This is a genomic window from Ruegeria sp. AM1 (genome assembly GCF_056540745.1).
The window spans coordinates 1403585-1416860 of record NZ_JBQFXH010000001.1; the positions used below are offsets into that span (position 1 = coordinate 1403585).

10 protein-coding genes are annotated in these 13276 nt (G+C 59.3%); 1 reads left to right on the top strand and 9 read right to left on the bottom strand.

Going from position 1 to position 13276, the window contains the following annotated elements; translation table 11 throughout:
- Positions 1-17: 17 nt before the first annotated feature.
- The 8 genes from murD to mraZ form a co-directional block, all read right to left on the bottom strand.
- Complete coding sequence (gene murD / locus ACR0I7_RS07010) at positions 18-1433, bottom strand: UDP-N-acetylmuramoyl-L-alanine--D-glutamate ligase (protein ID WP_480509503.1); 1416 nt, start codon at positions 1431-1433, stop codon at positions 18-20.
- Positions 1434-1581: 148 nt separating this feature from the next.
- Positions 1582-2664, bottom strand: coding sequence for a phospho-N-acetylmuramoyl-pentapeptide-transferase (mraY, locus tag ACR0I7_RS07015; RefSeq protein ID WP_480509504.1), 1083 nt, complete (start codon positions 2662-2664; stop codon positions 1582-1584).
- A 39-nt stretch (positions 2665-2703) separates the two neighbouring features.
- On the bottom strand, positions 2704-4095 hold the full coding sequence (locus ACR0I7_RS07020; RefSeq protein ID WP_480509505.1) for a UDP-N-acetylmuramoyl-tripeptide--D-alanyl-D-alanine ligase: 1392 nt from the start codon (positions 4093-4095) through the stop codon (positions 2704-2706).
- Positions 4092-5573 carry a UDP-N-acetylmuramoyl-L-alanyl-D-glutamate--2,6-diaminopimelate ligase gene (locus ACR0I7_RS07025; protein ID WP_480509506.1) on the bottom strand — a complete coding sequence of 494 codons (1482 nt, stop codon included), beginning with the start codon at positions 5571-5573 and terminating at the stop codon, positions 4092-4094. The genes ACR0I7_RS07020 and ACR0I7_RS07025 overlap by 4 nt, the downstream gene beginning before the upstream one ends.
- Before the next feature lie 22 nt (positions 5574-5595).
- On the bottom strand, positions 5596-7383 hold the full coding sequence (locus ACR0I7_RS07030) for a peptidoglycan D,D-transpeptidase FtsI family protein (RefSeq protein ID WP_480509507.1): 1788 nt from the start codon (positions 7381-7383) through the stop codon (positions 5596-5598).
- Entirely contained in the window at positions 7380-7748 is a 369-nt protein-coding gene (gene ftsL, locus ACR0I7_RS07035; protein WP_480509508.1) for a cell division protein FtsL, read from the bottom strand. Before ftsL ends, ACR0I7_RS07030 begins: the two co-directional genes overlap by 4 nt.
- On the bottom strand, positions 7745-8737 hold the full coding sequence (gene rsmH / locus ACR0I7_RS07040) for a 16S rRNA (cytosine(1402)-N(4))-methyltransferase RsmH (protein WP_480509734.1): 993 nt from the start codon (positions 8735-8737) through the stop codon (positions 7745-7747). Before rsmH ends, ftsL begins: the two co-directional genes overlap by 4 nt.
- A 4-nt stretch (positions 8738-8741) precedes the next feature.
- Positions 8742-9209 (bottom strand): division/cell wall cluster transcriptional repressor MraZ, encoded by a 468-nt coding sequence (mraZ, locus tag ACR0I7_RS07045; RefSeq protein WP_480509509.1) that lies wholly within the window; start codon positions 9207-9209, stop codon positions 8742-8744.
- Positions 9210-10168: 959 nt separating this feature from the next.
- Between mraZ and ACR0I7_RS07050 the strand changes: the two genes are divergently transcribed.
- The gene (locus tag ACR0I7_RS07050; protein WP_480509510.1) at positions 10169-10393 is read left to right on the top strand and encodes a DUF1127 domain-containing protein; all 225 of its coding nucleotides are present in this window, start codon (positions 10169-10171) and stop codon (positions 10391-10393) included.
- Between the two features lie 403 nt (positions 10394-10796).
- Here ACR0I7_RS07050 and ACR0I7_RS07055 read toward each other — a convergent pair whose 3' ends face one another.
- Positions 10797-13193, bottom strand: coding sequence for an ATP-dependent helicase (locus ACR0I7_RS07055; protein WP_480509511.1), 2397 nt, complete (start codon positions 13191-13193; stop codon positions 10797-10799).
- Positions 13194-13276: the final 83 nt, after the last annotated feature.

A 13276-nucleotide genomic window follows, 5' to 3' on the forward strand; every position in this document is an offset into this window, starting at 1 on the left:
CTTGGCCGAACTGGCAATCAATTGCAAATGAACGAGCCGTCCAGCCGTTGGCGCACCTGCTCAGTGAAATCTTCGCCACGTTGTTCGAAATTGTCATACTGATCGAAACTGGCGGCTGCCGGTGCCAGCAAAACGGTTTCATCCGGGCCTGCATCCTGCATCGCCTGCTCAACGGCTGCAGCCATGGTGGTACACACCTGCGTCTCAACATCCAGCTGCATGGCAAATCCGGCGGCCTCGCGCCCGATGACATAAGCCTTCAGCACTGAGCCCGCCGCACTGTTGAGCGCGGCGATCCCCCCCTCTTTCTCGAGCCCGCCGCAAATCCAACGAATGTTTTTGAACGCGCTCAGCGCCTTGTGCGCGCTGTCGACATTGGTTGCCTTAGAGTCGTTCACATAAATGACGCCATCCGCTTCGGCGATGATCTGGCTGCGATGCGGCAGGCCGGGGTAGCTCTGCAACGCCTGCTCGACCAGGCGTGGTGCCAACCCAAGCGCGCGGCAGGCGGCATAGGCCGCACAGGCGTTTTGGTGGTTATGCGCACCGGGCAAACCTTTGATTGCCCGCAGATCAATCGATCCCGCCTGACGCCCTTTGCGATATTCGGACAGGAACCCTTTGCGCGCAAAGACCTGCCAACCCGGCCCGGTCAGTTTACGTTCGACCGAGACGCGGATCACCCTGTCATCGGCAGGCCCCTCTGCCAGTTGCCCGGCCAGAAACGCGCCTTCGGTTTCATCGACGCCGATGATGGCCCGATCCGGTCCACCCTCCGCAAAGAGGCGGCGCTTGGCGGCAAAATACCCGCCCATACCGCCATGACGGTCCAGATGGTCGGGCGAGAGGTTGGTGAAAACACCCACGTCCGGGGTCAGCGCGCGGGCCAGCTCTGTCTGATAACTGCTAAGCTCCAGCACTACGACCGACCCATCGGTTCCTGGATCGATATCCAAAACGCCGCGCCCGATATTCCCTGCCAATTGCACATCACGTCCAGCCTCGGACAGGATGTGGTCGATCAGGGCAGCGGTGGTCGATTTGCCGTTTGATCCCGTGACGGCAATCACCCTTGGCGGCGTGTCATAGTTGTTCCATTCAGGCCCGGCGAACGAGCGAAAGAACAGCCCGATATCGTTGTCGACCGGCACCCCCGCCTCCAATGCAGCGGCAACAACCGGGTTGGGCTTGGGGTACAGGTGCGGAATGCCCGGCGACACGATCAGAGATGCGATCTGATCGAGCGCCCCCTGTCGATGCAGATCAGTGCAGATAAAACCTTCGTCCTCAGCTGCCTCGCGCGCAGCCGGGTTGTCATCCCAACACACCGGCTCGGCCCCACCTGCCTGCAATGCTCGCGCAGCAGCCAGCCCTGAACGCCCCAGCCCCAGAACCGCAACCTTTTGCCCTGAAAACCCTTTGACCGGGATCATTCGATTTACCTTTTCGATGTTGAATTTGCCGCCACACTGCACCGAAGGATTTGCCAATGGCAAGGGCGTGATCAGGCTCGCGCGGCAGCGCGAGCCGGGCCCAACAGGTGGCAGGTGGGCCGCAGGCCCACCGAACCTGGCGGGAGCTTTACCGGACTTTCAGCGTCGCCAGCCCAATCATCGCCAGGATCAGCGAGATGATCCAGAACCGGATCACGATGGTTGGCTCGGCCCAGCCCTTTTTCTCATAATGGTGATGGATCGGCGCCATCAGGAACACCCGTTTACCTGTGCGTTTGAAATAGAGCACCTGAACAATCACGCTCAGCGCTTCGACCACAAACAGGCCGCCTACAATGGCCAGAACCAACTCGTGCTTAGTCGCTACCGCAATCGCGCCTAAAGCGCCACCCAGCGCCAACGATCCGGTATCGCCCATGAATACAGCTGCGGGTGGCGCGTTGTACCACAAGAACCCAAGCCCCGCACCAAAGAGCGCAGATGTAAAGATGAAAATCTCGCCCGTGCCGGGCACGTAATGCACATCCAGATATTCGGTAAAGTCGACCCGCCCAACCGCGTAGGCGATGACGCCTAGTGTCGAGGCCGCGATCATGGCCGGCATGATAGCTAGCCCGTCCAGACCATCCGTCAGGTTGACTGCATTGGCCGCGCCCACGATCACAATAATCGAGAACGGGATGTAGAACAGGCCCAGATTGATCAGCGTGTCCTTGAAAATCGGCAGCGCCAGCTGGTTCTGCAGAGCCTCGGGATGATGCAGCGTCGCCCAAAGCGCTGCCAGCACCGCAATGATGATCCCAAGCGCCAAACGCATCTTACCCGACACGCCCTTGGTGTTTTGCTTGGACACTTTTGCATAGTCGTCAGCAAAGCCGATAGCCGCATAGGCCAGCGTCACGAATAGCACCATCCAGACATACGGATTGTCCCAGCGCGCCCAGATCAGGGTCGATGTGATCAATGCGCCCACGATCAGCAACCCGCCCATCGTTGGCGTGCCCGCCTTTGAAAAATGGCCCTCAGGGCCGTCATCGCGAATGGGCTGTCCCTTGCCCTGCTTGCGGCGCAACACATTGATCAGCGGCTTGCCAAACAAGAACCCAAATATCAGCGCTGTCAGAAAGGCACCGCCTGCACGGAACGTGATATAGCGGAAGAGGTTCCAGAAATCCCCTCCGTCCGACAGAGCGGTCAACCAATAGAGCATACCAAAACCTTTCTCACACAGAGACCCGAGGCGCGATTGTCAATCAAGCGCGCTCCCTTGCCCCATTTTACGCAAACCGTCAACAATCCGTGCCAGCGCCATGCTGAGCGAGCCTTTGGCCAGAACCGTATCACCGTCCTGAACCAGCTCGGGCAGCCTGGTTGCCATCTCATCGCTTGTCTCGAACCAGAGACCCCGCTGCGTAGCGGGCAAAGCCTCGTGCAGGGCCTTCATCAGCGGGCCGATACAATGCACCTGATCGACCCGGGCCATGGCGTCAACATCCGCCATGGCAGCGTGCATGGCCAGTTCCTGTGCGCCCAGTTCTTTCATATCGCCCAGAAACGCGATTTTGCGCTTGCCACTCGACGCAGCCAACACATCCAGAGCCGCATTCATTGAGGTCGGGTTGGCGTTGTAGCTGTCGTCGAGCAGCTCGATCTGCCCACCTGCGGCCAAAGACAACCTCTCGCGAACGCCGCGTCCCTTAACCGGGGACCATTGACGCAATCCTGCGATGGCCTGATCCAGATCGACACCAAGCTCGACGCATACCGCAAGCGCCCCCAACCCGTTCATCGCGAAATGGGTGCCGGCAGATTGCACATCGAAGGCGACTGGGGTGTCGCCCACCGATGCCACCGCGCGAACAGCATCGGCGGATTGGGTCACATCGCCCAACGTAAACGCGCCCGCCTTCGTCCCGAAGTCGATGATCTTAGCCCCGCGCTGCGCCGCGCAATCACGCAGAATTCCAGCGTGTTCGATATCTGCGTTCACAATGGCTGAGCCGCCATCGGTAAGACCTTCGAATATGCCTGCTTTTTCCCGGGCGATACCAGCGACCGAGTCAAACGCCTCAAGATGAACCGCGGCGACCGTTGTAACCAGCGCCACATGCGGTTGGGCCTGACGCGCCAGCGGAGCGATCTCTCCGGGGTGGTTCATACCAATCTCGATCACCGCATATTCGGTGTCGCGCGGCATCCGCGCCAGCGTCAGGGGCACGCCCCAATGGTTATTGTAGCTGGCGACGCTGGCATGGGTTTTGCCCTGCGCGGATAAGATCGTGGACAGCATTTCCTTGGTCGAGGTTTTACCAACGCTACCCGTCACTCCAACAACACGCGCAGAGCTGCGCGTACGCGCAGCCTGCCCCAGTGCTTCGAGCCCGGCCTGCACTTCATCTACGATCAGCAGCGGAGCGTCTTCGTTGACCCCTTCGGGAATATGCGAAACCAGCGCGGCGCCGGCACCTTTCTCAAGCGCTTGCGCCACGAAATCATGACCGTCCCGTGCGGCCTTGAGGGCAACAAACAGGTCCCCCGGCTGCAATGTCCGGGTGTCGATCGACACGCCGTTCACGGTCCAATCGCCCGTTGCACGCCCGCCCGTCGCCTCAGCAGCTTCGCTTGCGGTCCAGAGCGTCATGCGACCCTCCCATCCAGCGCGGCGACCGAGATGCTGGCCTGCTCTACATCGTCGAAAGGCAAAACCTGATCACCCACGATCTGGCCGGTCTCATGCCCTTTGCCCGCAATCAACAGCGCATCGCCGGGTTGCAGCGCGTCGATGCCGCGCAGAATGGCCTCGGCCCGGTCGCCCACTTCGGTGGCCTCAGGCGCACCGAGCATGACGGCGGTGCGGATGCTGACCGGGTCTTCGCTGCGGGGGTTATCATCGGTCACAAAGACCAGATCAGCATTTTCTGCTGCGGCCTTGCCCATGAGGGGGCGTTTCGTGGCGTCGCGATCCCCGCCTGCCCCAACGATGGCGATTAGGCGGCCCATGACATGCGGGCGCATCGCTTTAAGCGCGGTGGCCACGGCATCGGGTGTGTGCGCGTAGTCGACAAAAACCGCCGCGCCGTTGTCGCGGGTGGCGGCAAGCTGCATCCGGCCACGCACAGTGGTCAGGTGCGGCAGCGTTTCGAAAACGCGTTCCGGATCTTCTCCACCTGCAATAACCAGCCCGCAGGCCAGCAGGACGTTTTCGGCCTGAAACCCTCCGATCAGGTTCAGACGGGTCTGGAAAACCTTGTCGCGCCAGGAAAAGCGCAAATCCTGCCCGGTTGCGTCAAAGCGCTGGTTCAACAGGCACAGGTCGGCGTCGCCCAGCCCAACAGTCAGAACAGACTGACCGCGCGCCTCAGCGATCCGGCGCATGTCGGACCCCTTGGGATCACTGAGATTGATGACGGCGGTGCCATCTTCGGGCAGGACACGATCAAAGAGACCTGCCTTGGCGGCAAAGTAAGCCTCGAACGTGTCGTGGTAGTCGAGATGGTCCTGCGTGAAGTTCGAGAACCCGGCAGCGGCCAATTGCACCCCGTCCAAACGGCGCTGCTCGAGGCCATGCGAGGAGGCCTCCATCGCCGCATGGGTTACGTCATTTGTGACGGCTTCGGCCAGACAGCGATGCAGGGTGATTGGCTCGGGAGTTGTATGCGCCAGCGGGGCGGTCCACGCCCCCTCAACGCCCGTGGTGCCGAGGTTGATGGCAGCGCGGCCCAGTTCGGACCAGATTTGCCGGACAAATGTGGCGACCGAGGTTTTGCCATTGGTGCCGGTGACCGCCACGATGGTCTGTGGCTGCGCGCCGAACCAAAGCGCGGCGGAATAGGCCAGCACCTGGCGCGGGTCCTCGACCACAATCAGCGCTGCATTCGACGCGGCCAGCTCGTCAGCGGCGATTTCGGTGCCTTGTGCATCGGTCAGGATTGCCGTTGCGCCCATGCGCAAAGCGAATTGGATAAACTCACCACCATGGACCCGCGTACCGGGCAAGGCCGCGAACAGGTAGCCATCCTTGACCTCGCGGCTGTCAACGGCCAGCCCCGTGATGTCGGGGTTCGCGCCGCCCCGCGCGGTCAGGGCCAGTTGGCTGAGTTTCTTTGACCGAATGCCCATGACCCACCTCTTGCCGGACAGCCTAATTTGAGGTCAGCGTTATAGCAGCGCGCGCCTCAGGCTCAAGCCGTGGTCGCAGCCCTAGCAAAGGCGCAATCCGACCGATCAGCTCGGCCGCTACTGGTACCGCAGTCCAGCCCGCTGTGCGGCGCTTTTCGCCATGCGCAACGATCGAAGGCTCATCCAGCGTGACGATCAGAACATATTTCGGATCGTAGGCCGGAAAGATGGTCGCAAACGTAGCAATGACCTTGTCGTCATAATATCCCCCGCGAGGCTTGGGCTTGTCGGCGGTCCCGGTCTTGCCGGCCACCTCGTACCCGGCAACATCGCCAAAGCTGGCGGTGCCGTCGGTGACAACTTTGCGCAGCATTTGTTGCGATTGTCGTGCGGCTGATTCCGACATCACGCGGGGACCATATTGCGGGCCATTGCGGCGCAGGATCGTGGGGCTGACATAATGTCCGCCATTTGCGATGGCCGCATAACCCGCCGCCAGATGCATCGGGCTGGTCGACAGACCGTGGCCATACGAGATGGTGACAGTGCTCAACTCACCCCATTTCTTAGGCTTGAGCGGTTCACCGCCTTTGGCCTCAACAATCTCAAACGGGGTAGGCTCGAACATACCGAGCGTACGCAGAAAATCTTGCTGCCGCTTGGCCCCGATCTGCAAGGCCAGTCGCCCTGTGCCCCGGTTTGAGCTGTGAACGATCACATCGGCCACGCTGATCTTGCCATAGTTCTTGCCGTTGAATTCCCCAATCGGAAAACGACCGATCCGCATCGGGCCCGATGCGTCGATTACGGTCTCGGAATTCACCAGTCCCAGCTGCACCGCCTGCGCTGCAGTGAAGATTTTGAAGACCGAGCCCAGTTCATACACGCCCTGCACATAACGATTGAACAGGGGGCTGTCCGAGGGATCAAAGCCCGAGGTCGGCGGGCGCGGCCGGTCATTGGGATCGAAGGACGGCATAGACGCGGCCGAAACGACCTCACCCGTATGGGCGTTCATCAGCACCGCCGAAGCGCCCTTGGCGTTCATGATTTTCATGCCGCCATACAGCACCTGCTCAACCGCCGCCTGAACGGTCAGATCCAGTGACAATTGCAGCGGCTTGTTGCCGTTGGCCGGATCGCGTAGATAGTCATCGAACTGTTTCTCGACACCGGCCACACCGATCACTTCAGCGGCGCTGACACCTTCGCGGCCAAAGCCTGAGCCGCCCAGAATATGCGCAGCGAGTTGACCGTTGGGATAGAGACGCATCTCGCGCGGGCCAAACAGAATGCCCGGATCGCCGATGTCATGCACCGCCTGCTTTTGCTCAGGCGAAATGCGTTTCTTAATCCACAGGAATTTACGATTTCCCGTGAAGTCTTTGACAAGTCGCTCTTTTTCCAGATCGGGAAAAATCCGGACCAGCTCATCCGCAGCGGCCACTGGATCGATCATCAGTGGCGGCTGGGCGTAGACGGAATAGGTGTCCAGATTGGTCGCCAGAATGCGCCCCTCCCGGTCCACGATATTGGCGCGCTGCATCGCGATGGAGGCCCCCGGCGCGCTGGCTAGCGGCTCTTGCGCCTCGGATGTGGCGAGCATGCCCATGCGGAAGCCGACGACTGAGAACGCGCAGAAGAAGAATAGACCCAGCACCAGCAGGCGGCCTTCGGCCCGGGCGCGGGCCCGGTCTTTCATGCCCTCATGGCGCTGGCGGATATTCTCACGCTCAATCGCCTTGGGGTTTTCACCACGAGCACGGGCGTCCAGAATGCGGGCGAGCGGGCGCAGAGGTGTACGGGTCATGGGATCTGCACCTCTTGCAACGCCTGCAGATCGGTGATGGCCTGCAACTCAATCGGGTCGACAATGGGCAGATCGGGGTCCTCGGCATAGACAATTTGATCCGCACTGCCAAACTGTTCGGCCCGCAGAGGCAAAAGGCCCAGCCGTTCAAAGTTCAGATCAGCCAGTTCGCGCAGCCGATCGGGCCGGTTCAGATAGGCCCACTCGGCGTTCAAAACGGCCAGTCTCGCCTGCGCCGAACCGATCTGATGCTGCAAATACTGGGTTTCTTTCAGCACTTGCTGGGTGCGGTAGTTTTCCTGATAAGCCCACAGCGCCAACCCAAAAACCGAAAGCGCGGTCAGCACATACAATACACTCTTCATCTCACTCTTCCCCCCAGTTGCGGCATTCCGATGGCGCGGGCGTCAATTTCCCCCGCCGGGGCATCGGTCCGAATGGCGACGCGCAGCTTGGCCGACCGCGCACGCGGGTTTTCCTGCAATTCCTGATCATCCGGCCCAACGGCCTTGCGGGTTTTCAGAGTGAATTGCGGGTTTTCTTCCTGTAGTTCGGGCGCATAGCGGTTCGCACGGCCCGTCTTTCCCGCCCGCGACTGAAAGAACCGTTTGACCATGCGATCTTCGACCGAATGAAAAGTCACCACCGCCAGCTGCCCGCTTGGCTTCAGCGCGCGCTCAGCAGCCATGAGGCCCTGAAACAGCTCTTCATACTCTGCATTCACCGCGATGCGCAGCGCCTGAAAACTGCGCGTGGCGGGATGTGACTGCCCGGGTTTGGGGCGCGGCAGGCAGGATTCAATGATCTCAGCCAGACGTAGTGTCTTTGTAATCGGCTCTTCGGTCCGCGCCTTAACGATAGCCTTGGCGATGCGGCGGCTGGCACGCTCTTCTCCGTAGTGGAACAGGATGTCAGCCAGTTGCGCCTCAGTCGCTTCATTGACCAGATCGGCAGCGCTGTCGCCCTGCTGGCTCATCCGCATGTCCAACGGGCCGTCTTTCATGAAAGAAAACCCGCGTTCGGCCTGATCCAATTGCATGGACGAGACACCCAGATCCAGAACGACGCCGTCCAAATCCTGCGCATACTCATCCATACGCGAGAACACACCCGACTGCATCACAAGCCGGTCGCCATATTCTCCGGCCCAATCCGCAGCCATCTCAAACGCAAGCGGATCGCGATCCACGCCGATCACCTTGTTAGCCCCGGCCTCAAGCAGTCCGCGCGTATAGCCTCCAGCCCCAAAGGTGCCATCAAGCCAAACCCCCGACACAGGCGCAACCTCCGCCAGCAACGGGCGCAGCAAAACGGGAATGTGGGGATTATCAGAGGGGGTCTGAGCGCCGGACATGCCGTCACGCATCCTCGATGCCATCAAGATAGACCATCGGGTCGAAATCGTCCGGCAGATCGTCCATCCATTCTTCGGCCTTGGCCAGCTCCTCAACTTCATAAGTTTCGGGCTTCCAGATCTGGAACGTGTCACCAGCGGCTATAAAGAACGCCTCACCTTCGAGGTCGATCTTGCTGCGCAGCTTAGCAGGCAGCACCAGACGACCGGTCTCATCCACTGTGGTCGGGAAAGACTGACCATGGAACATGCGCTGCAGCATCCGGCGCTGCATCGATCCACGCGGGAGCGCGTCGATCTTGGCATCGACCTCGTCGATGGCTTCCATGGTATAGCACTCAAGGTATTTGCGGCGGTGGTCGCCATAGACAATCACAAGCTCTGGCGTATCACCGGGCTGCCAGTTGGCGTCAGAGGCTTCGAGCACACGGCGAAACGAGGCCGGGATCGACACCCTGCCCTTCGTATCCACCTTATGGTGGCTTTCACCTCTAAACCTGCGCGCCAAGACGACTGTCCCTTTCGCTTGCGCCCCACCCAAATTTCACCCCCCGGAAGTAAAAACGGCGGGTTGATCTGCTGCCACTGATCAACCCGCCGCATTCGCCCGCTGTGCGGGATGTCCAGCTGCGCGCGCCACCTGGGGGGATGTCTGCTCGCCCGCGCGCCGGATCTGTTAGTTGATGAAAGCGAGATGCCTGTATGAAACCTGATTAGTATTTTTGGTTCGGGGTCGTTTGGTGCCCCATCTGCCTCGTCCTCATCGGATGAACAAGGGATGCCATGGGAATTCATGGAAATCAACAGAATTATGAGGGAATTATTGGATTACTTACATCAAACATTGGCAGAGCGCATGGAAATAGCCCCGATAGACGCATCATATCTGGCTTATAAGGATTTTGTACACAACATATAGCGCAACCAATGTTTGAAATTAATTTCCCATGATTTCCCGCAGAGATAACACTATTTTCTAAATACACACACATGTTCGCAATATGTTCCAACTCCGAAAGCGAATCACACGGAAAAAGCCGAGGATATGCGCCAGCTAAACCCACAAGAAACGCGCCGGAGGCAGCCCCTCCCATCAATTCCCATTTGAAGTCTCGATAACATCCAATGGTTCCGAGCATCGGCACTTGCGATATCGAACTGCCCAGAAACTCACACTTTGCGGTTAAAATGTTAGCGCCAGAACTACTCGCCCTCGGGTGCGAACAATCGCTCCCAGTAACGCGAGGACCTCAAAGCCCGTATTTTTAAGGGCGAATCCCGCACTCAAGGAAAAACTCCATTCAATCTATGCACTTGCTGCATAGCAGCATTGACAACGCGGCCTATTGTGCAGTTGCGGCATATGCCTATTTTCAATCTCAACAGACGCTGGCACACACCGGCACAAGCAAAACTATTCAGGTTACGACGATGGCAGTAGCGAGCAATCAGACAGCGCTGAAAGGCGCACCGGCCCTTGGCCTTACCTCTTTGGTAGACAACATCAAGGTCCGTTATGCCCGTTTTCGTATGTACCGCCAGACGGTAAACGAACTGTCGGCCCTGTCGAACCGAGAATTGGCTGATCTGGGCCTGCACCGCTCGATGATCCGTCGGCTGGCCCTGCAGGCCGCAGAAGAGCAAACTGCGCGCTAAGCGCAACAGAACACAGAGATCAGGTCCTCCTCCTCCCTTTGGACCTGTATTTCAGCGGCAACGTCTCTCCTCCTCCCTGACGTTGCCGCACCTTATACCGGCCTTATGACGCCGGACGCAGATACATCAGGGCTCTCCTCCTCCCTGCTCTGATGTTGAAAGCGCGCGGCGACGTCTTCCTCCTCCCTGACGTCGCCGCGTCTTCCCATACCGGGATCAAACCCGGGTTCAGATACATCAGGGCTCTCCTCCTCCCTGCTCTGGTGTTGAAAAGAACGGCGGTTCCCTTCCTCCTCCCTGGGAACCGCCGTTTTTCTTTGCTCTGACATAACAAAAGGCGCCACGGGTGAACCCGGGCGCCAATCAAAGAATAGAGCATGTGCCGCAGGCACATTCCGCTGGATCAGAAGGGCACGTCATCCTTGGCGGACAAAAAGCGCGACACGACCTTTTTGATCCCCGCTTTGTCGAAATCGACCTCAACCTTATCGCCTTCGATATCAATCACCGCGCCATAGCCGAATTTCTGATGAAACACACGTTCCCCCAGCGTGAAACTGGCCACCGCGGTCGCATCGATCACCGTATTGCGACTCTCTTTGGGTTGCGACATGCCATATTGCCCCTGCCGTGCCTGCATCCGCTTCCAGCCCGGAGAGTTATAGACATTCGCCTCAGCCGCGCGCGTCTCAATCCCTGCCGTCTGCTGCCCTCCTCCATAGAGACCCGGAGGTGTCAGGACTTCCACATGATCCTCGGGTAATTCGTCGATAAACCGCGATGGCATCGAGTTCTGCCACTGCCCGAAAACCCGCCGGTTGGCGGCAAAAGAGATCGTACACACCTCTTCCGCGCGGGTGATGCCGACATAGGCCAGCCTCCGCTCTTCTTCCAATCCCTTGATCCCGGATTCGTCCATCGAGCGCTGGGACGGGAACAACCCGTCCTCCCACCCCGGCAGGAATACGGCAGGAAATTCCAGCCCCTTGGCCGCATGCAGCGTCATGATCGAGACCTTGGCCCCGTCCGACTCCTTCTCGTTGTCCATCACAAGGCTGACATGCTCCAGAAACCCTTGCAGGTTCTCGAAATTGTCCAACTGGTTGACCAGTTCCTTGAGGTTTTCCAACCGCCCCGGTGCCTCTGGCGTCTTGTCGTTCTGCCAATGACCAGTATAGCCGGATTCGTCCAACACGATCTGCGCCAGCTCGATATGCGTATGCTCAGGCGCGCCATAGCGGATCGGCGACACACCATCATCGATCACCGTGTCATCATCCATCTCGATCCGGGGCCCACGGGTCATCGCATTCCACCGCGCCAGCCCATCGATCAACTCACGCAGAGCCTTACCGCCCTTGCCCTTGATCAAACCGTTCTCAACCGCAATCCGCGCACCTTCGACCAGAGACACCCCGTTTTCACGCGCGGTCATCTGAATCGTCTGCTGCGCCTTGTCGCCAAGACCGCGCTTGGGCGTGTTCACAATCCGCTCGAACGCCAGATCATCCTCGGGGCTGACCACCAGCCGGAAATAGGCCATGGCATCGCGGATCTCCATCCGCTCATAGAACCGAGGGCCACCGATCACCTTGTAGGGCAGACCAATGGTCAAAAACCGATCCTCAAACGCGCGCATCTGGTGCGAGGCACGCACGAGGATAGCAATCTCGTCGAGGCTCATCGGCCGCACACCCCGCGTGCCACCCTGCATTGAGTCGATTTCCTCGCCGATCCAACGCGCCTCTTCCTCACCATCCCAATGGCCGATCAGGCGAACCTTTTCACCGTCTTCCCGATCAGTCCAAAGCTCTTTACCCAGACGGCTTTCATTGCCTCGGATCACATTTGATGCCGCCGCCAGAATATGCGGGGTCGATCGATAGTTCTGCTCCAAGCGCACCACAAAGGCGCCGGGAAAGTCCTTCTCAAAACGCAGGATGTTGCCCACCTCAGCCCCGCGCCAGCCATAGATCGACTGATCATCGTCACCGACACAGCAGATATTCTTATGCGCCCCAGCGAGCAGCCGCAGCCAAAGATACTGGGCAACGTTGGTATCCTGATACTCATCCACCAGAATATAGCGGAACCAGCGCTGGTATTGCTCTAACACATCCGGGTGGGTCTGGAAGATCGTGACCATGTGCAGCAGCAAATCGCCAAAATCCACAGCGTTCAGTTCACGCAGACGGGTTTGGTATTGGGCGTAAAGCTCGATCCCTTTGTGATTATAAGCCCCCGCATCTCCGGCGGGCACCTTATCCGGCGTCAGCGCGCGGTTTTTCCAATCGTCAATGATCCCGGCCAACATCCGCGCGGGCCAGCGTTTGTCGTCGATATTGGCCGCCTGAACCAACTGCTTGAGCAAACGCAGCTGATCATCGCTGTCCAGAATGGTGAAGTTCGATTTCAGATCGACCAGTTCCGCATGGCGGCGCAGCAGCTTGACGCAGATCGCGTGGAACGTGCCCAACCACGGCATACCTTCGGCGGGGCGACCCAACATGCGCCCCACGCGAACTTTCATCTCGCGCGCAGCTTTGTTGGTGAAGGTCACCGCCAGAATCTCATTCTCGCGCACCCGATGGGTTCTGAGCAGATGAGTTATTCGGGCGGTCAACGCCTTGGTTTTGCCCGTCCCCGCCCCGGCCAACATCAAGACCGGACCATCCAACCGCTCGACCGCGTCGCGCTGCGCCGGATTGAGATCGTTCAGATAGTCCGCTGACGCCGCAGGCATCGCCCGCGCCGACAGTGATGCGCCCTCGAAGGCGTCCATTTCGTCAAAACTGCTCATCCGTCCAAACTACGCCGGATATGGCCTGAGGGAAAGAGTTTGTTCACGGCTTGTTCACCCGCAATCCGAAAAAATTCGATGGA